Source organism: Actinotalea sp. JY-7876 (assembly GCF_014042015.1).
Lineage (GTDB): Bacteria > Actinomycetota > Actinomycetes > Actinomycetales > Cellulomonadaceae > Actinotalea.
In genome coordinates, this window is sequence record NZ_CP059493.1 from 2940671 (window position 1) to 2963998 (window position 23328).

The 23328-nt window shown below is 75.0% G+C and carries 23 protein-coding genes and 3 tRNA genes; 11 read left to right on the plus strand and 15 right to left on the minus strand.

The features are described from left to right. Nucleotides 1-14: 14 nt before the first annotated feature. From H2O74_RS13575 to H2O74_RS13585, 3 genes are read right to left on the minus strand one after another with little or no spacing between them, the layout of a single operon-like run. Nucleotides 15-1160: a UDP-N-acetylmuramate dehydrogenase gene (locus H2O74_RS13575; protein WP_255491638.1), complete on the minus strand. Its 1146-nt coding sequence runs from the start codon at nucleotides 1158-1160 to the stop codon at nucleotides 15-17. Continuing rightward, a complete protein-coding gene (locus H2O74_RS13580) occupies nucleotides 1157-2410 on the minus strand; it encodes an MFS transporter (RefSeq protein ID WP_182112062.1) in 1254 nt (417 codons plus the stop codon). Before H2O74_RS13580 ends, H2O74_RS13575 begins: the two co-directional genes overlap by 4 nt. Beyond that, nucleotides 2407-3777: an MFS transporter gene (locus H2O74_RS13585; RefSeq protein ID WP_255491639.1), complete on the minus strand. Its 1371-nt coding sequence runs from the start codon at nucleotides 3775-3777 to the stop codon at nucleotides 2407-2409. Before H2O74_RS13585 ends, H2O74_RS13580 begins: the two co-directional genes overlap by 4 nt. A 384-nt stretch (nucleotides 3778-4161) precedes the next feature. On the opposite strand from H2O74_RS13585, the gene H2O74_RS13590 reads away from it, so the two are divergent. Then, the gene (locus H2O74_RS13590; RefSeq protein ID WP_182112063.1) at nucleotides 4162-5223 is read left to right on the plus strand and encodes a LacI family DNA-binding transcriptional regulator; all 1062 of its coding nucleotides are present in this window, start codon (nucleotides 4162-4164) and stop codon (nucleotides 5221-5223) included. 24 nt (nucleotides 5224-5247) lie between these two features. On the opposite strand, the gene H2O74_RS13595 is transcribed toward H2O74_RS13590, so the two are convergent. The 6 genes from H2O74_RS13595 to H2O74_RS13620 form a co-directional block, all read right to left on the minus strand. After that, nucleotides 5248-5670 (minus strand): MaoC family dehydratase, encoded by a 423-nt coding sequence (locus H2O74_RS13595; RefSeq protein WP_182112064.1) that lies wholly within the window; start codon nucleotides 5668-5670, stop codon nucleotides 5248-5250. After that, nucleotides 5667-6131: a MaoC family dehydratase N-terminal domain-containing protein gene (locus H2O74_RS13600; RefSeq protein WP_370525904.1), complete on the minus strand. Its 465-nt coding sequence runs from the start codon at nucleotides 6129-6131 to the stop codon at nucleotides 5667-5669. Before H2O74_RS13600 ends, H2O74_RS13595 begins: the two co-directional genes overlap by 4 nt. 17 nt (nucleotides 6132-6148) lie before the next feature. Next, entirely contained in the window at nucleotides 6149-6319 is a 171-nt protein-coding gene (gene rpmG / locus H2O74_RS13605; protein WP_182112066.1) for a 50S ribosomal protein L33, read from the minus strand. 87 nt (nucleotides 6320-6406) lie between these two features. Then, nucleotides 6407-6483, minus strand: a tRNA-Met gene (locus H2O74_RS13610). Nucleotides 6484-6536: 53 nt separating this feature from the next. Continuing rightward, nucleotides 6537-6609 (minus strand) — tRNA-Thr (locus H2O74_RS13615). A 58-nt stretch (nucleotides 6610-6667) separates the two neighbouring features. Beyond that, nucleotides 6668-7159, minus strand: coding sequence for a YajQ family cyclic di-GMP-binding protein (locus tag H2O74_RS13620; RefSeq protein ID WP_182112067.1), 492 nt, complete (start codon nucleotides 7157-7159; stop codon nucleotides 6668-6670). 68 nt (nucleotides 7160-7227) lie between these two features. On the opposite strand from H2O74_RS13620, the gene H2O74_RS13625 reads away from it, so the two are divergent. Then, nucleotides 7228-7309 (plus strand) — tRNA-Tyr (locus H2O74_RS13625). Between the two features lie 63 nt (nucleotides 7310-7372). Here the strand turns inward: H2O74_RS13625 and htpX are convergent. Then, nucleotides 7373-8230, minus strand: coding sequence for a zinc metalloprotease HtpX (gene htpX, locus H2O74_RS13630; protein ID WP_182112068.1), 858 nt, complete (start codon nucleotides 8228-8230; stop codon nucleotides 7373-7375). Nucleotides 8231-8370: 140 nt separating this feature from the next. Between htpX and H2O74_RS13635 the strand changes: the two genes are divergently transcribed. Genes H2O74_RS13635 through H2O74_RS13645 form a run of 3 tightly spaced genes read left to right on the plus strand, consistent with a single transcriptional unit; the run spans nucleotide 8371 to nucleotide 10830 of the window. Next, nucleotides 8371-9213 carry a transporter substrate-binding domain-containing protein gene (locus tag H2O74_RS13635; RefSeq protein ID WP_182112069.1) on the plus strand — a complete coding sequence of 281 codons (843 nt, stop codon included), beginning with the start codon at nucleotides 8371-8373 and terminating at the stop codon, nucleotides 9211-9213. Nucleotide 9214: 1 nt separating this feature from the next. Continuing rightward, entirely contained in the window at nucleotides 9215-10084 is an 870-nt protein-coding gene (locus H2O74_RS13640) for an amino acid ABC transporter permease (RefSeq protein WP_255491641.1), read from the plus strand. After that, complete coding sequence (locus H2O74_RS13645; protein WP_182112071.1) at nucleotides 10081-10830, plus strand: amino acid ABC transporter ATP-binding protein; 750 nt, start codon at nucleotides 10081-10083, stop codon at nucleotides 10828-10830. The genes H2O74_RS13640 and H2O74_RS13645 overlap by 4 nt, the downstream gene beginning before the upstream one ends. Before the next feature lie 43 nt (nucleotides 10831-10873). Here the strand turns inward: H2O74_RS13645 and H2O74_RS13650 are convergent, their stop codons facing one another. Beyond that, on the minus strand, nucleotides 10874-12235 hold the full coding sequence (locus H2O74_RS13650) for an FAD-dependent oxidoreductase (RefSeq protein WP_182112072.1): 1362 nt from the start codon (nucleotides 12233-12235) through the stop codon (nucleotides 10874-10876). 104 nt (nucleotides 12236-12339) lie between these two features. Between H2O74_RS13650 and rarD the strand changes: the two genes are divergently transcribed. After that, nucleotides 12340-13296 carry an EamA family transporter RarD gene (gene rarD, locus H2O74_RS13655; RefSeq protein ID WP_182112073.1) on the plus strand — a complete coding sequence of 319 codons (957 nt, stop codon included), beginning with the start codon at nucleotides 12340-12342 and terminating at the stop codon, nucleotides 13294-13296. Here the strand turns inward: rarD and H2O74_RS16860 are convergent. From H2O74_RS16860 to eccD, 4 genes are all read right to left on the minus strand, one after another. Continuing rightward, a complete protein-coding gene (locus H2O74_RS16860) occupies nucleotides 13280-14692 on the minus strand; it encodes an RDD family protein (protein WP_182112074.1) in 1413 nt (470 codons plus the stop codon). The two genes, rarD and H2O74_RS16860, sit on opposite strands and share 17 nt — an antisense overlap. Nucleotides 14693-14834: 142 nt before the next feature. Continuing rightward, a complete protein-coding gene (locus tag H2O74_RS13665; protein WP_182112075.1) occupies nucleotides 14835-16085 on the minus strand; it encodes a S8 family serine peptidase in 1251 nt (416 codons plus the stop codon). Further along, on the minus strand, nucleotides 16082-17476 hold the full coding sequence (gene eccB, locus H2O74_RS13670; RefSeq protein WP_182112076.1) for a type VII secretion protein EccB: 1395 nt from the start codon (nucleotides 17474-17476) through the stop codon (nucleotides 16082-16084). The genes H2O74_RS13665 and eccB overlap by 4 nt, the downstream gene beginning before the upstream one ends. A 3-nt stretch (nucleotides 17477-17479) precedes the next feature. Further along, the gene (gene eccD / locus H2O74_RS13675; protein WP_182112077.1) at nucleotides 17480-18829 is read right to left on the minus strand and encodes a type VII secretion integral membrane protein EccD; all 1350 of its coding nucleotides are present in this window, start codon (nucleotides 18827-18829) and stop codon (nucleotides 17480-17482) included. Between the two features lie 263 nt (nucleotides 18830-19092). Between eccD and H2O74_RS13680 the strand changes: the two genes are divergently transcribed. The 5 genes from H2O74_RS13680 (at nucleotide 19093) to H2O74_RS13700 (ending at nucleotide 23274) form a co-directional block, all read left to right on the plus strand. Further along, complete coding sequence (locus tag H2O74_RS13680; RefSeq protein ID WP_182112078.1) at nucleotides 19093-19404, plus strand: WXG100 family type VII secretion target; 312 nt, start codon at nucleotides 19093-19095, stop codon at nucleotides 19402-19404. A gap of 26 nt (nucleotides 19405-19430) precedes the next feature. Continuing rightward, complete coding sequence (locus H2O74_RS13685) at nucleotides 19431-19715, plus strand: WXG100 family type VII secretion target (RefSeq protein WP_182112079.1); 285 nt, start codon at nucleotides 19431-19433, stop codon at nucleotides 19713-19715. Between the two features lie 171 nt (nucleotides 19716-19886). Next, nucleotides 19887-20411 carry a hypothetical protein gene (locus tag H2O74_RS13690; RefSeq protein ID WP_182112080.1) on the plus strand — a complete coding sequence of 175 codons (525 nt, stop codon included), beginning with the start codon at nucleotides 19887-19889 and terminating at the stop codon, nucleotides 20409-20411. Continuing rightward, on the plus strand, nucleotides 20408-21745 hold the full coding sequence (locus H2O74_RS13695) for a S8 family serine peptidase (protein WP_182112081.1): 1338 nt from the start codon (nucleotides 20408-20410) through the stop codon (nucleotides 21743-21745). Before H2O74_RS13690 ends, H2O74_RS13695 begins: the two co-directional genes overlap by 4 nt. Next, the gene (locus H2O74_RS13700; protein WP_182112082.1) at nucleotides 21745-23274 is read left to right on the plus strand and encodes a hypothetical protein; all 1530 of its coding nucleotides are present in this window, start codon (nucleotides 21745-21747) and stop codon (nucleotides 23272-23274) included. The genes H2O74_RS13695 and H2O74_RS13700 overlap by 1 nt, the downstream gene beginning before the upstream one ends. Nucleotides 23275-23328: the final 54 nt, after the last annotated feature.

Below are 23328 nucleotides of genomic sequence, written 5' to 3' on the forward strand. Positions count from 1 at the left end.
CGAGACCCGGAAGGTCAGAGCGAGCAGCCGACGAGCACCGGCTCGGGCTCGAGCTCGATGCCGAAGCGGTCACGCACGCCGTCGCGCACCTCGCGCGCGAGGGCGAGGAGCTGCGCCGTCGTGCCGTCGCCGCGGTGCGTGAGGGCCAGGGGGTGCTTGGTGGACAGGCCCACCGGACCGGGGAGGCCGAAGCCCTTGCCGAAGCCCGAGTGCTCGATCAGCCACGCGGCGCTCGTCTTGACGAGCGTCTCGTCGACCGCGCCGAGGCTCGGGCCCGTCGTGGCCTCCGGCCGGGACGAGCGCACGGCGAACCGCGGGGCGCCGGCCGGCAGCGCGTCCGCGACCTCAGCGGTCACGACCGGGTTGGTGAAGAACGATCCGGCGCTCCACGTGTCGGGGTCCGCCGCGTCGAGCACCATGCCCTTGCCGGCACGCAGCTCGAGGACGGCGGCGCGGACGTCCGCCGACGGCGCCCGCTGCCCGACCTCGATACCGAGCCGCCGCGCGAGCTCCGGGTAGGCCACAGGCGCCGACAGGGTGCCGAGGCGCAGCTGGAAGCCGACGTCGAGCACGACGTAGCGCGGCGTGGGCGCGAAGGCGGAGGGGCCGCCGTCGTCGGCGCGCAGCGAGCGCTTGAGCACCGACGTGCGGTACCCGAGCTCGAGGTCCACGGGCGCCATGGTGCGCACGCGCCCCCGCTCGCGGTCCCACACGCGCACGGTCGAGAGCGCGCCCCCGACGTCCTGCCCGTAGGCGCCCACGTTCTGCACGGGCGTCGCCCCGGCGGAGCCCGGGATGCCCGCGAGCGCCTCCACGCCGACCCAGCCCTCCGCGACGGCGCGGTCGACGACGTCGACCCACGGCGTCCCCGCCGGGACGCGGACGCTGGCACCGCCGCACGTGTCCGCGCTCTCGACGACCACGCCCGTGCGGACGTCGCGCACGACGACGCCGGGGAAGCCGGCGTCGGCCACGACCAGGTTGGAGCCGCCGCCGAGCACGAGGAGCGGCTCGCCGGCGGCATCGGCCTCGCGCACGACCGCCACGAGGTCCGCCTCGGACGACGTCTCGACGTAGCGGCCGACGGGACCGCCGAGGCGCAGCGTGGTCAGGGAGGCGAGCGAGGGCCCCGCGAGGGCAGCGGGCACGACGGTGGTCACCGATCCAGGCTAGCCCCGGCTCCCGCCGCGCCGGCGCCCGCCGGCAGCGGACGGGCGGCGGGAAGCGCCAGCAGCCCGATGACGACCGGGACGGCGATCGCGAGGAGGGCCTGCCGGTAGCCGACGTGCTGGGCCAGGAGCCCGAGCAGCGGCGGTCCGACGAAGAACGCCGAGTAGCCGATCGTCGCGACCACGGCGACGCGCGGGGCGGCGCGGCGCGGGTCGTCGGAGGCGGCGCTCATGCCGACGGGGAAGCCCAGGGCCGCGCCCATCCCCCACAGCACGACGCCGACCAGCGCGACGGCGAGGCTGGGGACAAGGCCGAAGATCAGCAGCCCGACGAGAGAGAGGCCCGCGGAGAGCCGGAGCACCAGCAGGCGGCCACAGCGGTCGAGCAGCCCCGTGCCCAGCAACCGCATCGCCGTCATCGCGGTGACGAAGATGCCGAACCCGAGCGCGCCGGTCGCGTGGCTGGTGCCGAACCCGTCCACCACGGCGAGGCTGATCCAGTCGTTGGCGGCGCCCTCCGTGAGGGCGGCCGCGAGGACGACGAGTCCGATGAGCAGCGTCCGCGGCTCGCCCCAGGCGCCGAGGCGGCTGCGGCGCGCGACGGGAGCCCCGTCGGGCACCGGCTCGTCCGTGGGCGCGTCGTGGGTGCCCTCGGGCAGCAGGTGGCGGGCGCAGACGACGATGCCGACCCAGCTCAGCACGAGCACGACGCCCAGGTGCGCCACCACCGGTGCGTGCAGCCACGCGGCGACGGCCCCCACGCCGGCACCGGCCATGGTGCCGAAGGAGAAGCCCGCGTGGAAGCGCGGCATGATCGTGCGCCCAAGCCGCTGCTCGACGGCGGCACCCTCGAGGTTCATCGCCGCGTCCCAGACCCCGGTGCCGACACCGCAGAGGACGAGCGACGGCACCACGAGCCACAGGGAGCCCAGCGCGACGCCCGTCGCCGCGAGGAGCAGGCCCGCCACGTTGACCGTGGCGAAGGCAATGATCGTGCGTCGCGCACCCAGGCGCTGCACCACGAGCCCGGACAGCGGCAGCGAGCAGAGGGAGCCGATCGAGCCCACGAGCAGCAGCAGACCGAGCTGCTCGGGCTCGAGGCCCAGCTCGTCACGCACCGCGGGCAGCCGCGCCGCCCAGCTCGCGAAGTTGAAGCCGTTGAGCAGGAAGGTGATGAACACGGCGGTCGACGCCGCGCGCACCACGGCCGCGCTCGGCGTGGCCGCGGCCGGCGCCGTCATCGGGCGGCCGCCACGAGGTCGCGCTGCCCGACGGGCACGGCCGGAGCGGCGGCCCCCCCGAGCGCGCCGACGTCCTGCGGCGCGCGGGTGTCGCCGACCGCCACGTGCGCCTCGCGCGCGTCGCCGACCTGCTCTCCGGTGCTCACGGGGACCACGGTGCCGGTCCCGGCACCCGGCGCGCCAGCGGGCTCCTCCCGGACGGTCCGGGCCAGCAGGATGCTCGCGAGCATGACGACCGTGATGAGCAGGAGCGCGCGGCGGGCCCCGACGGCCTCCGCGGCCAGCCCGATGAGCGGCGGCGCGGTGATGGAGGCGAACGACGCGAACGCCGAGACGACGGCGACCCGGCCGGCGGCCCGGAGCGGGTCGCCCGACACCGCCGCCATGCCGATGGGCACGACGAGACCGGCGCCGAGGCCCCAGGCGACGACGCCCACGAGCGCCGTCGGCAGGCTCGGCGCGAGCCCGAAGGTGACCAGCCCCACGAGCGACGCGACCCCGGAGGTCGCCAGGACGGCGACGCGCCCGAAGCGGTCGATGAGGCGGGTCCCGGCGAGCCGAGCGGCAGTCATCGACGCCACGAAGACCCCGAACACCGCGGCCGCGAGGGCCTCGGTCTGCGCGAACCCGTCGACGACGGCGATCGCGAGCCAGTTGTTGGCGGAACCCTCCGAGAGCGCCGCGGACATGACCACGACGCCGATGAGGAGCGTGCGCCGGTCGCGCCACGCGGACAGCGCCGACCGCAGGCCGGCACCACGGCGCGCCGGCGGCGCACCGTGGTGCTGGACGGCGGCCACGGGTGCGGGAGGCGGCGGCAGGACCGCGCCGGGGACGGCGAGGAGGCGCCAGACGAGGGCGCCGATGCTCACGACGCCGAAGTGGACCAGGACCGGCACGCCGACCCAGGAGGCGAGCGCGCCGAGGACCGAGCCCGCGACGCTGCCGAGCGAGAAGGCGGCGTGGAACTGCGGCACGACCGTGCGGCCCATGGCCCGCTCGATCGCGACCGTCTCCACGTTCATCGGCACGTTGCCGAGCGCGAACGACGCGCTCATCAGCACGACGCCCAGCACCAGCACCGGGACGCTGCCCACGGTCGGCGCGAGCCCCAGGAGCAGGCTCGCGGTCGAGAACACCACCGCCGCCGCGAGGATCGTGACCCGACTCCCCCACCGGGCGACGACGCTGCCGGCCAGGAGCACCGTGACCAGCGACCCGACCGCGCCGACGAGCAGGACGGTGCCGAGCTGCCCGGTCGTGAGGTCGAGCGACGCCCTCACGGTGGGCAGGCGCGCGAGCCAGCTCGAGACGGTGAGCCCGAGAAGGCCGTACAGGCCGAGCAGCAGGGTGCGGGCGCGCAGCACGCGCGCCGGGACCAGCGCGTCGCGGTGAGCATCACGACCGGCGCGGCGCGGGACCGCACCGCGGGCGCCGGCCCGCCGCGGCGCCTCGGGCCGCGTCGCGGCACGACGGCGACCCGGACCACGGCGAGCGCGGTGGGCGGGGCCGGGCGGGGTGGAGCCGGACGCGGTGGGGCCGGACGGGGCAGGGCGGGGCAGGGCACGACGGCGCAGAGCGGGGGGCAGCACGAGACGACTCGATCCAGGTGGTGTGGCGGGCGGGAGGCACGACGCCGGGCCGGGCGGCCCTCGGACGAGGGTGTTTCGAATCGTTTCGAGACCGCACGTCGATCCTCGCCGATAGGCTGGCGCACCGTCAACCGGCGACCGGACGACCGAGGAGGTGACATGGCACACAGCAGGCCCACGCTGGCCGACGTCGCGAGCGCGGCGGGAGTCTCCGTCTCGACGGCCTCGCTCGCCTTCTCGGGTGCCGGACCGATCGCCGCCGAGACGCGCTCGCGCGTCCTCGCCGCCGCCGAGACCCTCTCCTACTCCGGGCCCAACCCCCTCGGCCGGTCGTTGCGCAGCGGTCGCTCGGGCATCGTAGCCGTCGTCATCGGCGACGAGCTGCGGCGCAGCTTCCGCGACCCCGTCTCGGTCCAGGTCCTCGACGGCCTGGTCGGCACGCTGGGCACGATGGGGCTCGGGGTGCTGCTCGTGCCCGCGACGCCGCACGCCGACAGCGCCCGGCTCGACCCGCTGCTGGCGAGCGCGCCCATGGACGTCGCCGTCCTCATCTGGGGCACGCGCAGCAGCGACCCGGTCCTGGCGGCGCTCCAGCAGCGCGGCGTGCCGATCGTCGTCGGCGAGGGCCCCGAGGTCGACGGCGCCGCCGTCGTGGGGATCGCCGACCGCAGCGGCACGGCCGAGCTGGTGCGCCACCTCGTGGGCCTGGGGCACGAGCGCATCGCCACGGTGACGCTGCCCTTCGCCGGCGAGCGCCGCTGCGCCGTCGTCGACGCCGAGCGCATGGCCGAGCTGGACTGGACGCCCACCCGGCACCGGCTGGAGGGCTTCACCGACGCCGGGGTCCGCCCGACGCTCGTCGTCGAGGCGCGGGCCTCCCTCGTCGAGGAGGGGCAGGCCGCGGGCCGCGTCGTCCTCGCCGGGCCGGACCGCCCCACGGCCGTCGTGGCGCAGTCCGACCTCCTGGCCGCGGGCGTGATGCTCGCCGCGCGCGAGATGGGCCTGCGCGTGCCGCAGGACGTGTCCGTGGCCGGGTTCGACGGCCTGGACCTGCCGTGGCTCGGGCCCGACGTGCTCACGACCGTCGCGCAGCCCCTGGCCGCCAAGGGCGAGGCCCTGGGCCACGCGGTGGCGGCCCTCCTCGCCGGGGAGTCCCCCCCGACCGTGCAGCTCGACGTCGAGCTGCGTCTCGGGACGACGACGGCGCCGCCACCCGCCTGAGCGGGACGTGCCCGCCCGCGCCGGTCAGAGGCGGACGAGCGCCTGCGCCCTGCCCAGGACCCGCTCGCCGGCGACGGTCACCGTGAGGTCCACCCGCACCGTGCGGGCGTCGGCGTCCAGCGCGCCGACCGTGCCGGTCACCTCGACGACGGCCTCGCCCGGGTCGGGCACGGGCACGAGCCGCGTGAAGCGCGTGCCGTAGTCGACGACGGCCCCCGGGTCACCCGCCCAGTCGGAGACCAGGTTCACGGCGGCGCCCATGGTCAGCATCCCGTGAGCGATGACGCCGGGCAGACCGACCTCGGCCGCGAAGCGCTCGTTCCAGTGGATCGCGTTGAGGTCCCCGCTCGCGCCGGCGTAGCGCACCAGGTCCCGGCGCGTGAGGGTCACGGTGCGCGAGCCGACGACGTCGCCGACCGCGAGGTCCTCGAGGACGGGGCGGGTCACGCGCCGGCCTCCGGCGTCGCGGGCTCCGGGAGCCGGACGGCGAGGCGGGAGACGACGGTGGACACGGGCGCACCGTCCGCGTCCGCGATCTCGCAGCGGGTCGTGACGGTCGCGAGCCCGGAGCGCTCGGTGACGGCGTCGATGTGCAGGACCGTCACGAGCTCGTCGCCCGCGACCACCGGGCGGTGGTGGGTGAACCGCTCGTCGGCGTGCACGACCCGGCTGAAGTCGATGGCCGCCTCGGGGTCCTCGATGAGCTGGGCCTCGGCCCGCTGCGCGACCACCACCGCGAAGGTGGGCGGCGCGACGACGTCGGGGTACCCGAGCGCGCGGGCCGCCTCGACGTCGTGGTGCGCCGGGTGGTCGGCACCCACGGCAGACGCGAACGAGCGCACGTGCTCGCGTCCGACCACGAAGGCGGTCGTCGGCGGGTACGTGCGCCCGGCGTACGCGGGGTTGATGCCCACGACGCGTCAGGTCAGCGGGTCTCGCGGTGCAGCGTGTGCTTGCCGTCGCGCGGGCAGAACTTCTTCATCTCGAGCCGGTCGGGGTCGTTCCGACGGTTCTTCTTGGTGATGTAGTTCCGCTCCTTGCACTCCACGCACGCGAGCGTGATCTTCGGGCGGACGTCCTGAGACTTGCTGGCCACGGTCTTGCCACCTCTCGCGCCGGGAGTCGGCGCCTCTGGTACGTGCTCGTCTGCGTCCCGGCCGTCGGCCGGTCCACCTGTCCACTGTGGTAGCGAGGGCGGGACTCGAACCCGCGACACCACGATTATGAGTCGTGTGCTCTAACCACCTGAGCTACCCCGCCACTATCGGTGCCGACGGACGACCGGTGAGTCACCGGCGTCCGGACACCAACAGAGCCCCGAAAGGGAATCGAACCCTTGACCTTCTCCTTACCATGGAGACGCTCTGCCGACTGAGCTATCGGGGCAGCGCGTGCCAGGGTACACGGGCTCCGGGGCGCCTGCGAAATCGGGTGCCCGACGAGGTCAGCGGTAGTTGACGAACTGCAGGGCGACGTCGAGGTCCGCCCCCTTGAGCAGCGCGATGACGGCCTGCAGGTCGTCGCGGCTCTTGGCCGAGACCCGCAGCTCGTCCCCCGTGATCTGGGCCTTGACGCCCTTGGGGCCCTCGTCGCGGATGATCTTGGAGATCTTCTTGGCGTTCTCGCTGCTGAGGCCCTCCTTGATCGCGGCCTCGAGGCGGTACTCCTTGCCGGACTGCTTGGGCTCGCCCGTCTCGAGCGACTTGAGCGAGATGCCGCGACGGATGAGCTTGGTCTCGAAGACGTCCAGGACCGCCTTGACGCGCTCCTCCGAGTTGGCCGTCATGACGATGGACTCGCCGCTCCACGCGATCGACGCCCCGATGTTCTTGAAGTCGTAGCGCTGCGAGACCTCCTTGGCGGCCTGGTTCAGCGCGTTGTCGACCTCCTGGCGGTCCACCTTGCTGACGATGTCGAACGAGGACTCCGACGCCATTGCTACCTCCGGTCGTGCGTGATGGTCGGTGGGCACCTGCAGACTTGCTATCCTTCCATCCGCACCCTGGCAGGTTGCCCGAGCGGCCAAAGGGAGCTGACTGTAAATCAGCCGCGTCATGCTACGGGGGTTCGAATCCCTCACCTGCCACTCGCGACGAGAGCCCCGTCCGGTCCCGACCGGAGCGGGGCTCTCGCACGTCAGGGCCCTGCGTCAGACGACGCCGGCCATCTGCCGCAGGCGGGCGATGCGCGCCTCCATCGGCGGGTGCGTCGCGAACAGGCTGGCCATGCCGCCGCCCCGGAACGGGTTCGCGATCATGAGATGGGACACGTCCACCAGCTCACGGTCCGCCGGCAGCGGCACACGCTGGGTGCCCCGCTCGAGCTTGGCGAGGGCCGAGGCGAGGGCGAGCGGGTCGCCCGTCAGCTGGGCGCCACCCTCGTCCGCGTCGTACTCCCGCGTCCGGCTGATCGCGAGCTGCACGAGCGTCGCCGCGACGGGTGCGAGGAACACCATCGCCAGCGTGGCGAGCGGGTTGCCGCCGCGCTCGCGGTCACCACCGCCGAAGAAGAGCAGCAGCTGCGCCAGTGACGTGATCATGCCCGCGAACGCGGCCGCGACGGACGACGTGAGGATGTCGCGGTTGTAGACGTGCATGAGCTCGTGGCCCAGCACGCCCCGCAGCTCGCGCTCGTCGAGCAGCGTGAGGATCCCCTCCGTGCAGCAGACGGCGGCGTGACGTGGGTTGCGGCCCGTCGCGAACGCGTTGGGCGCCGCGGTCGGCGAGACGTAGATCCGGGGCATCGGCTGACGCGCCACCGTCGAGAGCTCGCGCACGATGCGGTACATCGCGGGCTGCTCGATCTCGCTCACGGGCCGCGCCCGCATCGCGCGGATCGCGATCGTGTCGGAGTTCCAGTAGCCGTAGGCCGTCCCCACCAGGCCGAGGCCGGTGAACAGGAGCAGGTAGCGCCCCTCCCCCACGACGCTCCCGATCCCGAGCAGCACCGCCCACATGACGCCGAAGAGCGCCGCCGTCTTGAGCGCGTTGACGTACCGCCGTCCCACCGTGACCCCCTCATCTCGCGGTCCCCCGAGCGCCGCGCGGCCGTGCCCGGCGCCGTGCTTGCCACCTGGGACAACGCCGTGACGCCCGCCGACGTTCCCATACACTCGGCGCGCCCGGCCCCTCGACCTCTGGAGTCCCCGTGCGCACCTCCCGTCTGCTCGCCCTGGCCGCCGCGAGCGCCCTGGCGCTCGGGGCGTGCGCCCCCGTCGACGACCAGGACGGCGGCGACGCCACGGCCGACGGCGACGCCCTGCCGACCCTCTCGGAGGGCGTCCTGACCATCGGCACCTCGGACCCGGCCTACGAGCCCTGGGTCGTCGGCAACGACCCCACCACCGGCGAGGGCTTCGAGTCGGCCGTGGCCTACGCCGTCGCGGCCGAGCTCGGCTACGACGAGGACGACGTCGAGTGGGTCACCGTGACGTTCGACCAGATCATCGCGCCGGGCGCGAAGAGCTTCGACATCGCGATCAACCAGGTCTCGATCAGCGACGAGCGCCGCGCGAACCTCGACTTCTCGTCCAGCTACTACGACACCGCGCAGGCCGTGGTGACGCTCGAGGGCAGCCCGGCCGCCGACGCCGCCTCGCTCGCCGCCCTCGCCGCCCTGCGGATCGGCGCGATGGTGGGCACGACGAGCGCCCAGGTGGCGCAGGAGGCGATCGCACCGTCCTCGCCCGTGCAGCTCTTCAACGACAACGACCAGGTGAAGCAGGCCCTGTCCGCCGGCCTGGTCGACGCGATCGTCGTCGACCTGCCGACGGCCCTGTACATCACGGCGGCCGAGCTCGACGGCGGCATCCTGGTCGGTCAGCTCCCGGCGGGCGACGCACCGGACCAGTTCGGGCTCGTCCTGGACAAGGGCAGCGACCTCACCGCGGCGGTCACGGCCGCGGTCGACGCGCTGCGCGAGGACGGCACGCTGGCCGAGCTCGAGACGCAGTGGCTGACCGACGCCGCCGGTGCGCCGGTCCTCGAGTGACGTGAGCGCCTGGACGCCGTCGCCCCTTCAGGTCGAGCGCCTCGCCTACCGGCGCAGCCGGGCGGTGCGCTCCACGCTCGTGGCGATCGCGAGCACCGTCGCGCTCACCGCCGTCGCGGTCCTCGCGCTCGTCAGCTCGCCGGGCTGGCCGCGCGTGCGGCAGTCGTTCTTCGACCTCGACGTGGCCCTCCAGTCCCTGCCCACGGTGCTGGAGGGGCTCTGGCTCAACCTCCGCGTCATGGCGGTGTGCGCCGTCGTCGTCGTGGTGGTCGCCCTCGCGCTCGCGATCGCGCGCACGCTGCGCGGTCCCGTGTTCTTCCCCCTGCGCCTCGCCGCGACGGCCTACGTGGACGTCTTCCGCGGCCTCCCGCTGATCCTGGTGCTGCTGCTGGTGGGCTTCGGCCTGCCGGGCCTGCGGCTCCACGGCATCCCGACGCAGGCGGTCGTGCTCGGTGGCCTGGCGCTGGTCCTGACGTACTCGGCCTACGTCGCCGAGGTCTTCCGCGCGGGGATCGAGTCGGTGCACCCCTCGCAGGTGGCCGCCGCGCGCTCGCTGGGCCTGAGCCGCGCGCAGACCATGCGCCGGGTCGTCCTGCCCCAGGCCGTGCGCCGCGTCGTCCCGGCGCTGCTCAACGACCTCGTCTCGCTGCAGAAGGACTCGGGGCTCATCTCGATCCTCGGCGCGATCGACGCCGTGCGCGCCGCGCAGATCCAGACGTCGGTGCACGCCAACTTCACGCCCTACGTCGTCGCGGGCTTCCTCTTCGTCCTGCTCACCGTGCCGCTCACACGGTTCACCGAGGCACTGGCCCGACGGGGCGGGTGGCTCGGCGCGACGGCCGGCGTCGCCGGCGCCGGACCGCTGCGATGACCGGGCCCGGGCCGGGGTCCCCGCTGCTGAGCGTGCGGGGGGTGCGCAAGGCCTACGGCGACCACGTCGTCCTGGACGGCGTCGACCTCGACGTCGACGCGCACCGGTGCGTCGTACTCATCGGCGCGTCGGGATCGGGCAAGTCCACGCTCCTGCGCACGGTCGACCTGCTCGAGGAGGTCGACGACGGGGTCATCCTGCTCGAGGGCGAGGACATCACCGACCCGCGCCGCGACGCCGACGCGGACCGCGCGCGCATGGGCATGGTGTTCCAGGCCTTCAACCTCTTCCCGCACATGCGCGTCATCGACAACGTGACGCTCGCGGCGCGGCTGGTGCACCGGACGCCGCGGGCGCAGGCCGAGGGCGCGGCGCTCGCGATCCTCGAGCGCGTCGGGCTCGCCGACAAGGCCCGGGCGTTCCCCGACCAGCTCTCGGGCGGTCAGCAGCAGCGCGTGGCCATCGCCCGCTCGCTCGTGACGTCCCCGCGCCTCATGCTGCTCGACGAGGTGACGAGCGCGCTCGACCCCGAGCTCGTGGGCGAGGTCCTCGACCTGCTCGTCGAGCTCAAGGGCGAGGGCATGACCATGGTCGTCGCGACGCACGAGATGGGGTTCGCGCGTCACGTCGCCGACGAGGTGTGCTTCCTGCACGCCGGGCGCGTCCACGAGCGGGGCACACCCGAGCAGGTGCTGGGCGACCCGCAGCAACCCCGCACCCGCGACTTCCTGCGCCGCCTCGCGTGACACGGTGCGGACCCCGGCGGGGTCCGCACCGGGTCCGCGCCGGTCAGGCCTCGCCGCGGATGATCGCGAGCATCTCCTCGCGCGGGACCACCTTGATGCGCTGACGCCCGTGCGGCTCGCCGAGCGCCTGCTCGTACGCGTCGAGCAGCATCCAGCCGGACCACTCGACGTGGCCGACGCCGCGCTGCGTGAGGAACGCGGTGACGGCGTCGGGGTCGGGCTCGCTCGCGCGCGGCAGCGTCTCGGCGTCGGACACGAGGTGCCGGACGGTCTCCGTCGCGTCGGACTTGGTGTGGCCGATGAGCCCCACGGGGCCACGCTTGATCCACCCGGTCGTGTAGACCCCGGGCAGCGGCTGCCCGTCCGCCTCGACCACGCGGCCCTCGCGGTTCGGGATGACGCCGCCGATCTCGTCGAACGGCAGGCCCGGCAGGGGGGACCCGAAGTACCCGACGGCGCGGTAGACCGCCTCGACCGGCCAGTCGTGCGTCTGCCCGGTCCCGGCGACCGACCCGTCGCCCGTGAGCACCGTGCGCTCGGTGCGCAGGCCCTCGACGTGCTCGGTGCCGAGCACCGCGACCGGCTTGTGCAGGAAGTGCAGGTGGATGCGGCGGCTCGCCGTCAGCTCCTCGGGCTCCTTGAGGGTCCAGTCCGTGAGGGTCTTGACGACCTGCTTGGTCTGGTTCGAGGAGTGGATGGCCGCCATCGAGCCCTCGTCGAAGTCGAAGTCCTCGGGGTAGACGATGACGTCCACGTCGGGCACGTGGCCGAGCTCGCGCAGCTCGAGGGGGCTGAACTTCGCCTGCGCCGGCCCGCGGCGGGCGAAGACGTGCACGTCCGTGACGGGGTTCGCGAGCAGCCCCTGGTGGACGTTGTCCGGGATCTCGGTGGGCAGGAGGTCCTCGGGGTGCTTGGCGAGGATGCGGGCGACGTCCAGGGCGACGTTCCCGGCGCCGATGACGGCGACGTTCTTCGCCTCGAGCGGCCACGTGCGGGGGACGTCGGGGTGCCCGTCGTACCAGGAGACGAAGTCGGCCGCGCCGAACGAGCCCGGCAGGTCGATCCCCGGGATGGGCAGCTCGGCGTCGCGGATGGCGCCCGTGGAGAAGATCACGGCGTCGTAGAACCGGCGCAGGTCGTCCAGGTCGATGTCCGTGCCGTAGTCGACGTTGCTGAGCAGCCGGATGTCGCCGCGGTCGAGGATCTTGTGGAGCGCCACGATGATCTGCTTGATCCGCGGGTGGTCCGGCGCGACGCCGTAGCGCACGAGGCCGAAGGGCGCCGGCAGCCGCTCGAACAGGTCGATCGAGACGTCGAGGTCCGACTTGGACAGGATGTCGGCGGCGTAGATGCCGGCAGGTCCGGCGCCGACGACGGCCACGCGCAGGGGACGAGTGCTGCTCACGGAGCGGGGTGCCTTCCGGTGGGGGGCGGCGGGGCACCGTTCGCACGGCGACGGCGCGCCACGCCAGGACGCTGGATCCAGTGTAGGCGGCGTAGGTTTGCCCCGTGCGCGCGCCCGGGGACCAGACGCCGTCGGGCGCACCGGCGGCGGACCGCACCGGGCTCGCCCTCGGGTTCGGCGCCTACCTCCTGTGGGGCTTCCTCACCCTGTACTTCCCGCTGCTCGAGCCGGCGGGGCCGGTGGAGATCATCGCCCACCGCGTCGTCTGGTCGCTGGTCTTCTGCCTGGTGCTCCTGCGCGTCACCGGCTCGTGGAGCGCGTACGTCCGCGCCCTGCGCGACCCGCGGATGCTCGGCACCCTGGCGGTGGCCGGCGTGCTCGTGGCGCTCAACTGGCTCGTCTTCGTCTTCGGCGTCCTCAGCGGCCACACCGTGGACACCGCGCTCGGGTACTACATCAACCCCCTGGTGACCGTCGTGCTCGCGGTCGTGCTCCTCGGTGAGCGGCTGCGTCCGGCGCAGTGGGCCGCCCTGGGGATCGGCGCCGTCGCCGTCGTGGTCATCACCGTCGGGGTCGGGCGCCTGCCCTGGATCGCGCTGGTCCTGGCCGCCACCTTCGGCCTGTACGGGCTGCTGAAGAACCGGGTGGGGCGCACCGTGCCGGCCGTCGCGAGCCTGGCGGTCGAGACGACCGTGCTCACCCCGGTGGCGGGCGCCTACCTCGCCTGGCTCGGGCTCAGCGGCGCGGCGGCGTTCGGGGCGCACGGCGGGGGCCACGTCGCGCTCCTCGTCGGGCTGGGCGTCGTCACCGCGGTGCCGCTGCTCATGTTCGGCGCGGCGGCGCGGCGGCTCCCGCTCAGCGTCGTCGGGATGCTCCAGTACGTCGCCCCGACGCTGCAGTTCCTCGTCGGGGTGCTGGTCTTCGGTGAGGAGATGCCCACGGCGCGCTGGATCGGGTTCGGCCTCGTGTGGCTCGCGCTCGTGGTCCTGACGGTCGACGGGCTGCGCGCGACACGGTCGCCGCGCCGTGCGGCGGCCGCCGCGCTCAGCCCGCGACCGTGAGCCAGAAGTCCCCGAACGCGACCGACGCCCGGTCGGGCACGCGGACCTTCTGCTCGGGGGCGCAGAGGATCTGCTGACCGTCCCCGAGCGTGACGATCGTGCCGTTGGTCGAGTTGCGGTCGCGCAGCCAGACGCCCTCGGCGTCGACGCCGAGCACCAGGTGGGTCTTGGAGACCGACCGCCCGGGGTCGGGTACGGCGAGCAACCGGTCCGGCTCGGGCTCGCCGTCGCGCGGGGCGGGGTTGCGCCCGACGAGCGCGGTGCCCGCGAGGTCCAGGGTGCTGCCGTCCCAGAGCTGCAGGGTGGCCCGCGGCACCGCACGGCCCCCGTGCGCGACCTCCGGTACCGCCCGGCGGCTCGCGTGCCCCAGGCGGGTGCGCTCGACGTCGTCGTCCAGCGGCGGGGTGGCGCCCAGGGCGGGCGGCACGACGGGCTGCTCGGCTGTCACCCCAGCAGCATCCGTCGGCACGGGGACCCGCGTCACGTCGGGCGCGCCGGGCGCCGGCATCCGCGGCCGGGCGACAGCACCGGGGACGTGCGAGATCAGGTGGTCCGCGGGGGTCGCCGAGGCGTCCTCGGCGGGCGCGGGTGCCGGCGCGGGCGCAGGCGCGGGTGCCGGAGCGGGCGCCGGAGCAGGCGCAGGTGCCGGCGCCGGGGCAGGCGCAGGCGCGTCGGAGGTCGGAGCGGGCACCGCGCCCGGGACCGCCGCCACCGGCCCGGCCCAGGCGCTGAGCGGGTCGACCTGCACCCCGCCGCCGGGCGGCGTCAGCGGGAGCTGCGGCGCGAGGATCGCCGTGGGCGCGGGGGGCGGGGGCGGCGCGACGAGGTCGGCGACCGGCGCGGGGACCGGCCGCGGCGCGCCGGGGCCGGCCAGCAGCCCGTCGATGCGCCGCGCGACGTCGGGGGCGGCGGGCGCCGCGGCGGGGTCCACGCCCACGGCGACGTCGAACACCATCGACCCGGCCGCCTTGTCGTGCCATCCCTGCCGCCGACCGGACGCGTCGAAGAAGGGCGAGGCGTACACGAGGGCCTGACCGACGCCGAGGACGAGCGAGCCCGCCGCCGGCACCAGGAGCCGCACCAGCGCGCGGCCCATCCCGATGGGCCGCCCCGTCTCGGCCGAGAGCGTCCTCAGGCCCACCAGGCGCTTGCCGATCGTGTAGCCGCGCGTGCCCTGGAACCACCACTGGACGACGCCCAGGCCCAGCAGCAGCAGCGCGCCGACCAGCACGAGCGGCGAGACCGCCCCACCGGGTGCCTCCGAGAGCTCGCGCAGCGAGGACATCGTGCCGGCGACGACGAACGCGCCGCCCAGGACCGTGGCCGCCGCGCCGTCGATCACGGCCGCCAGCAGTCGCTTGCCCATGCTCGCGGGCACGGATCCGGGCGTCGCCATCGGTGTCATCACTCCTGTGCGCGTCGTTGACATTGTGACCACCGCCTCGCGCGGGCAGGCCGGGACCACCCCGGGTCGAGGCCTGCCTGACATATCGGCACGTCGGGGACGGAACCTGAGCCGGGAGGACGCCTCGTTCGCCTCAGGCCGGCACCCGACGCCGCCGCCGCGTCGTGAGCCGCGAGACGATCAGCGCCCCGACGCACGCCCCGAGGCCGGCGAGCGCCCACCAGGACGACGCGGCCTGCACGGGCGCGAGGACGTCCTCGTGGGCGCCGAGCTCCAGCTCGGCCGGCGGCGGCACCTCGACGGCGGGACGCTCGTGGACCGGGCTGGGCGGCCCCGGCGCGGACCCGTCGTCGACGAACGTCAGCGCGGCGGGCGGGCGCACCACGCCCCAGCCGACCCAGTCGTCCCGCTGGTCGACGGTGAACCGCGCCGCCGTCACCATCAGCCGGTGCGCCCACTGCGCCGGCGTCTCCTGCGGGTGCGCCTGCGCGACCAGCGCGGCGGCCGCGCTGACGTACGCCGTCGCGTAGCTCGTGGAGACCTCGCCGCCGAGGACGCAGTCCCCCGCGGCGTGGTAGGTCGTGATGACGTCGGTGCCGGGCGCCGCGATCTCGACGTGCGGCCCGTGGATGGCGTCCTGGGTCGCGCTGTCGCCCGCGTCGACCGCCGTGACCGCGAGCGCCTCCTCGTAGGCCGCCGGGTACCGGGGCGAGTCGGAGGTGTCCTCCGCCGTCGCCCGGTTCCCGGCGCTCGCCACCACGAGTGACCCGCGCTCGGTCGCCACCCGCACCGCGTCCCGCAGGGCCGGGTCGTCGGTCGTGCTGCTGATGGAGACGTTGATGATCTGCGCGCCGTTCTCGGCGGCCCACAGGATGCCCTGGGCGATCCGACCCGTCTGCACGTCGACCCCGGCCGCGGCGCCCTGGTCGCTGTCGTCGTAGTAGATGCGGACCGGCAGGATCGTGGCCTCCGGTGCCAGCCCGACGAGTCCCGACCCGGCGACCGGACGCGCCCCGATGATCCCGGCGACGGCGGTGCCGTGCCCCGCGCTGTCGGACCAGCCGCTCGGGTCGCCGCCCATGCCGACGACGTCGGCCCCGGGGACCACCGCGGACGTGAGGTGCGCGTTGCGCACGTCCACGCCCGAGTCCACGACGGCCACCGTCACCCCGGCGCCGGTCGCGCGCTCCCACGCCTGCCGCGCGCCGAGGCGGCCCAGCGCGGGCGGCTCGTCCGGCAGGTAGGTGACGCGCTCGACGTCGCAGCCGGCCACGGCGGTCCGCGCGCCGGACGTCGCGGGGGCAGCGCTCGCCGGCGCGACGGCCACCAGCAGGGCCGCGCCCGCGGCGAGCGAGGCGACGGCGCCCCGCGCGCGCGAGGTCACCCGGCCGCCTGGACGGGCTCCGCGGCCTGCATGGCGCCCTCGACGGTGAGCGCGGGGCCGGCCGGGAAGAGGTTCATCCACTCCCGCGGCACGTCGACCAGGTCGTCCGGCGTGTAGCCGAGGCGGCCCAGGAGCTCCTCGCTCGCGCCGGGCAGCGGGAACGCGCGGCCCGTCTGGTCGACCAGCAGGGTCGGGCCCGTCATGCCCGGCCCGGCGGTGGCGTGCACGAGGGCTCCGGCCGCCGGCTGGACGTGGACCACCTGGCGTCCGACGTCAATCACGACGTCGGGGTGCGAGACGAGCCTGACCTCGGGGTTCTCCCCCGTCTCGGGCTCGGTCTGCAGGAACGCGCACGCGACCTCGTCCTCGGGCAGCGACCCGGGGACCTCGGTGGGCCAGTCGGCGCCGCCGGCGGCCGTGTCGGTGTTCGCCATCGCCTTGATCTGCGCCGCCTGCACCTCGACGTCCTGGCCGACCACGACACCGGAGCCGATGCGGTACAGCTCGAGCGCGAAGGGGCTCAGCGGCGCGAGGGCGCCTGCCCCGTCGACGACGTAGCGCGCGCCCGTGTCCGTCACGGAGATGACGGAGCCGACCACGGCGCCGGGCGGTGCGGGCGCGCCGTCGGGCAGCGGCTCGCCCGCTCCCGGGGTCGTGAGCGGGTCGAGGTCGGCCCCCTCGGGGAACAGGTTGAGCCACTGCCCGCTGACCTCCCACGGCAGCACCGTCTCCTGGCCGAGCGCGCGGAGCACCGCCGGCGCATCGGCACGGGGGATGAGGTGCCGCAGGCCCTCGCTCACCAGGAAGAGGTCGCCGCCGGTCTGGACGAGCAGCCCGGGCGGGGTGGCGCCCTCCGCCTCGGCCTCGGCGAGCTCGGCGCGGACCGTGTCGGGGATCTCGCCGGTCGCCAGGACCGTCGCGAGGCCGCCCTGCGGCTCCGTGCACGAGAGCCACCCCGAGGAGATGAGCGACGCGGGCGTGGGCAGGTCGTCCGGGGCGCCGGGGATCCCGCGGGTCTCGCCGCGCGGCGCGGACGCGATCTTGTCGTCGTCGACCTGGATGACGCGGTACTCGCCCTCGATGAGCAGGCGCGCCGAGGCGGTGTTCAGGACCGGGTAGAGGGTGCCGTCGAGCGCCACGTACCGCGCCCCCGCGTCGCGCGTGACGATGAGGGAGTTGTGGTCCCAGCCGTTCGGCAGGCCGGGCACGAGGAGCCCGAAGACGAGGCTGCCCACGACGAGCAGGCCCGTCAGCGCGACGCCCGTGATCACGGCGCGCAGCGGCTTGGTCGGCTCGAGCTCGCGACCGCCCGGCGCCCCGGACACGAAGGCCGTCAGGAGGCGTCGCCGGCTGAAGGTCTGGGCCTCGACGAGGTCCTTCTTGTTCGCCACCGGTCAGACCAGCCCCGCCGCTGCGATGCCGAGCGGCAGCAGCAGCGCCAGGCAGAGCAGCTCGAGCGTGTCCGCCGCGCGGCCCATCGCCACCCGCTGCCGGGGTGCGACCAGGCTCAGCGCGATGACGAGCGCCGCGGCGCCACCGGCACCCATCGCGAGGGCGCTGCGCCACTCGGGGTGTGCGGCCGCAGCCAGGACGCCCGTGACGGTCAGGCCCAGGATCCCGGCGCCCATGACGACGAGGACGTCGTGGCGCGAGTACGTCTGCCGGACCCCGAGGAGCATGCCCACGAAGGCGGCGGTGAGCAGCAGCGTCCCGGCGACCCCCGTGGCGACCACGGCGGGTGCGGCGGCGATCGCCAGCGCGCCGACGGCGACCCGCAGCGCCACCTGCAGGCGGTGCCCGCGCCCGTACTGCTCGCGCACCTCGTCGGGGTCGATCGCGACGGGGTCCAGCAGGATCTCGGCGTCGCTGCGCGGGGAGATCACCCGCAGCGGGGTGCTGGCGAGCGCCAGCCACGGGATCGCGTTGCCGGCGGTGACCGCGACCGCGACCACGACCGCGAGCACCGCCCCGGGTGCGGCCCCCGTCCCCGCGACGACGGCGCCCACGACGCCCAGCGTCAGGCCGAGGACCCCCGGGGCCACGCAGATCTCCCGGCCGGAGGGCAGGGTCGGGATGCCGATCACCGCGACCACCAGCATGCCGACGCCGCCGAGCGTGGCGGGCATGCCCCACGAGGGCGCACCGGTCCCGGCCGTCAGCCCGGCCACCAGGCCGAAGACGCTCGCGGTGAGCACCAGCGCGCGCGCACCGACGTCGTGCCCGCCCACCCGGCCCACGACGGCGGCCGCCCCGAGGACGAGGAGTGCGCCGGCCGCCGCGACGACCGGCGGGAAGAGGGACGCCTGGTCGGCGCCGAGCAGGAGCGCGGCGCCGGTGAGGAGGAACGCCGTCGCCGCGACGACGGCCGTGAGCGCGGAGTCGCGGGCGGTCCACGGCGCGTACTGCCCCTCGACCGCGTCCGCGACGGCCTCGACGACGTCGTCGTAGACGCGGACGTCGGCCACGTGGGCACCCGGCTCCAGCGTGAGCACCGACCCGTCCTCGACGCCCTGCGCCTGCAGGCTCCGGTCGGAGTCCACGGGACGGCCGTCCGTGCGGACCAGCCGGAAGCCGCCGTGCACGGTGGCCGCGTCGAGGAGGCCGAGCGTGCGCGCCAGGCCCGGCACCAGCTCGGCGACGGGGACGTTGCCCGGGGCACCGAGGTCAACGGTGCGCTCCCCGGCGGTCACCGAGACCCGCAGGAGCGTCCCGAGGGCGCCGGCGGTCGAGGTGGCTGCGGTCATCCCGGTCCTTCGGTCGTGGCGGGCCGTGCGTCGGCACGTCAGCATAGTGAGCAGGACCGGCGCCGCCATGCACCGCCCGTCGGTCGGTCGCGCGTCACCCGAACGCGTGACGAGTCGTGGAGACTCCGTGCACAGTTGATCTTTGCTGTTGCACCCGGTGCGGCCCGTACCTAATGTCGCCCTCGGCACCACGGGTGCCGACCCTGCCGGTCCGGTCGGGTCCTTCGTTGGCCCTGCTGGGGTCGTAGTAGGGGGAGGTGGCTATGGCTGGAGAAGTTTCCGCAGCCGATGGTGCGCTCAAGGCCGGCGCATCCGCCGTCGCGCAGTCGCGTGGAGAGCTCGAGAACGAGCTCTCTGTTCTCCGCGGCAAGCTCGAGGGCATGCGTGGGGCCTGGATCGGTCAGGGCGCCACGGCGTTCAACACGCTCATGCAGCGCTGGGAGGAGGACGCGAAGAAGATCATCAGCGCCCTCAACGAGTTCGAGAACAACCTCCTGCAGTCGCAGAGCACGTACACCGCGTCCGACGAGGCTCAGTCCAGCTCGATGGCCCGCCTCACCAGCCGGCTCGGCTGAACCCGACCAGGCAGAAAGGCACATCGATGAGCGACCTGAAGGTCAACTTCTCCGCCCTCTCCACGGCGGCCGCGGACATCTCGACCGGTGCGAACCAGATCGAGGCCAAGCTCGGCGACATGGACCGCTCGCTCCAGCCGCTGCGCGCGAACTGGTCCGGCGAGGCGTCCTCGTCCTACGAGGCCGCGAAGGCCAAGTGGACGTCGGCCATCACCGACATGAAGGCACTCCTGACGGACATCGGCCGCGCGGTCGACACGTCGGGCCAGGAGTACAACTCGACCGAGAAGAACAACGCCGCCCGCTGGTGAGCCGGCCGGCCTGACGGCCGGCAGGACCTCGCTGCACGACGCGGCGACGCAGGGCACACGGCGCGCACCGCGCGCGTGACCCGGTGTTCGTGACGCTCGCCCCCAACCCACCGCCGGGTTGGGGGCGTGGCGCCGCCACCACCGGCTGGGGGATCGATGGAGGACGAGAGCGTGACGCAGGTCGAACTGACACCCGAGGTCGTCAAGTACCGCGTGCAGCAGCTCAACGGGCTGTTCGACGACATCGAAGAGGACTTCCTCCCGCAGATCATCAACGTCAGGGCCGCTCAGACGTCGACGACCTGGTCGTCGGCCCCGCCGGCCGTGCAGTTCCGCACGAGCATGCGGAACGCGCTCAACACGGCCGAGGCGAACCTGCGCACGCTGTGGGGCCGCGTCAAGGACCTGTGCGACACCCTGGAGCAGAACGCGGCGGACCTCACGACGCTCGACGACGACGCCCGGGCCGAGCTCGCGAGGCTCCTCGAGCGCGCGCAGACGCCGCCGGAGATGCCTGCGCCGACCACGACGCCGCCGTACGGGCCGTACGCGCCGGGCGCCACGACACCCGGTCCGTGGGCCCCGCGCCCGCTCATGGACCCGCCGCTGCTCACCCCCTGGATGCCCCCGACACCCGCGACGCCCTCGACGTCGTCGGGCCCCACGATCCAGCCCGAGTGGGACACCGAGAAGTGAGCCGGTGGCGCGCGGTCGCCTCGGCGGTCGCGCTCGTCGCGGGCGTGTCGGTCGCGGCCCCGGCGTCGGCCGCGGCGGACCCCGCGGACGGTGGCCTCTGGTACTACACCAAGACGGGCGTCGCGGCCGCGCACGAGCGCAGCACCGGCGAGGGCATCACCATCGCCGTGATCGACGGCCCGGTGAACCCGGCAGCGCCCGATCTCGTGGGCGCGAACCTCGTGGTGCGCGACAGCTTCTGCGGGGCGCCGGACGGCCAGACCCCCACCGAGACCGCCACCGACGCCACCGCCGAGCACGCGACGACGATCATCTCGCTCCTGGTCGGCACCGGGGCGGGCGCCGGCGGACAGCCCGGCGTCCGCGGGGTCGCGCCGGGTGCCACGGTGCTGCACTACTCGATGCGCCCGCCCGGGTGGTACGAGGAGACCCCGTCCCAGGACCGCCCGGACTGCATCAGACCGGACGGCGTCGCCGACTACGGCTACCCCATCGCGAACGCGATCGACGACGCGGTCGCCCAGGGCGCCCGCATCATCAGCATGTCCAGCGGTGGGCTGTGGAACGAGCCCATCGGCCTGGCCGTCGCGCGGGCCCACGCGGCCGGCGCCGTGATCCTGGGGGCGCCCAACAACGACGGCGGCTACGCCCCCATGTACCCGGCCGAGGGCAACGGCGTCGTCATGGTCGAGATGGCGGACGCCAACCTCCAGCTCGACGAGGGCTCGTACACGACGAGCCACCCCTACATGGGGGTGGTCGCCCCCGGCGCGGACATCCTCGCGCCCGTCCCGGGGGACGGCTCCTGGCAGGACTACCAGCTCGTCTGGGGCACGAGCTATGCGACGCCGTGGACCGCCGGCGTCCTGGCCCTCGCGTGGTCCCAGCACCCCGAGGCCACGGGCAACCAGATGATCCAGGCGCTCATCCGCAACACCGCGGTGGAGAACGAGGAGCCCCTCCACGACGACCAGTGGGGTTACGGCCCCGTCTCGGTCAGCCGGCTCATGGACGCCGACCCCACCACCTACCCCGACGAGAACCCGTTCCTGCGGCCGCTCGACGACGTCGACGCCGTCCCCACGACGCGACAGGTGCTCGCCGCCATGGCCGACGCACGCCCGACCGCCACGGCCGAGCCGACGCCGGCGCCCACCCCGGAGGCGACCCCCGCGCCCGCCGACGACTCCGCCACGGCGACCGACGCCGCGACCCCGGTCGTGCCGATCGCCCTGGGCATCGGCGCCCTCCTGGTCGGCCTCGTGGTCGCCGCAGTCCTCCTCCTCCGGCGCCGCCGCACCGCAGCGTCCACCGCCACCAGAAGGGAACCGTGATGGGAACCAACGAGGACGCCCTCGCCAAGACCGAGAAGGCCGACCTGACGGTGGCGCAGAAGCGCGCCGACGACCTGACGACGACCGCCACGGAGATCGACCTCCAGGCCGGGATGCTGCAGTCGATCGGCTCGGACCCGGGCATGACGGGTCAGTCGGCCGATGCCGCATGGGAGGCGTTCAACCAGGTCAGCGGCCAGTTCAAGTCCTACGCGGACGGGCTCACCAAGCTGGCCACCGTGACGACCGACGCCGCCGGTTCCGTGGCCCGTGCCCAGGAGGCGTACGCCTCGTTGCCGCCGTCCGACCTCGACCCCTGGCAGGAGACCATCGTCCAGCACGGCCACCTCACGGGGATGCCCGTGACGGTCCCGGGCGTGGGGAGCATGCCACCGGCCGCCGCCCAGACCTACTTCGCGCAGCAGAAGGCCGCGGAGCGCGAGGCCGCGGCCGAGCAGGCCATGACCACGTTCGCCGCGGAGATGACGCTTGCGGAGACCGCCGCCATGAACGCCTTCTCCGAGAGCAGCGGTGGCGACGGCGGGGACGGCGGCGACGGCGGTGGCGGGCCCTCCCGCCCGTCACCGTTCCCCAGCGCGCCGACCTACGGCGGTGGCGCCCCCTCGTGGAGCGGCCCCGGCATGGGCGCTCCCGGCGGCGGCGGTGGTCCCGCGACGGGGACCGGCGTCGCCCAGGTCGGCCAGTGGATCCCGGGTGGCCTCGGCGGCGGCGGCAACGAGAACGGTGGTGGCGGCAACGGCGGAGGCGGCAACGGCGGCGTCCTCTACCCGGGTGAGGAGACCGGGCCGGGCAACACCGGGGGCGGCGGCAACAACGAAGGCGGGAACGGCGGCGGCGGCTCGGTCGACGGCACGGTGACCGGAACGCTGCCCGGGAACGGGAACGGCGGCGGATCCGGCGGCGGGCAGGGCGGCTTCTTCGGCGGCGGCAGCGGCGGTGGTGGCGGCTACGGCGTCGGGGGCGGCGCTCTCGCCGGCGGCGCCGCCATCGGTGGGGCGGCGCTCGGCGCGGCGGCCCTCGGCCGTGCCGCCGCGCGGGGCATCGGTGGCCTCGGAGCGGCCGCCGGCGGCGGCGCCGGGGGGCCCGGCGGCGTGGTGGGCGCCATGGGCGCCCCGGGCGCCGTCGGTGGTGCCGGAGCCGCTGACGCGGGCCGGGGCGGGGCCGGCGGCCTCGCGGGCGCCCGTGGTGGCGCCACCGGCATCGGCACGCCCGGGGCGAGTGGGACCACGGGGCTCGTGCCCGGTGGTGCAGCCGGCGGCGCGGCCGGTGCGGCAGGCGCCCGCGGCGGCGGCGCGGGCGCGATGCCCATGGGCGGCGGTGGGGCGGCGGGCAGCGGCTCGTCCAAGCGCCGCCGTGGCGCCGGCGGTGGCTACCTCGCGCCCGACGTCGAGGTCGACGGCGAGCAGTCCGCCGCGGCCCTCGGCGCCGGCGCCCGCGCCGGTGCCCGCGGACAGCGGCCCGCCGCGAGCGACGCGCCCGAGGAGATCGAGCTCGACGAGAGCTGGTGACCGCGCCGGCGACGTGATCACGTCAGGAGCCCCCGACCCGGCCGGGTCGGGGGC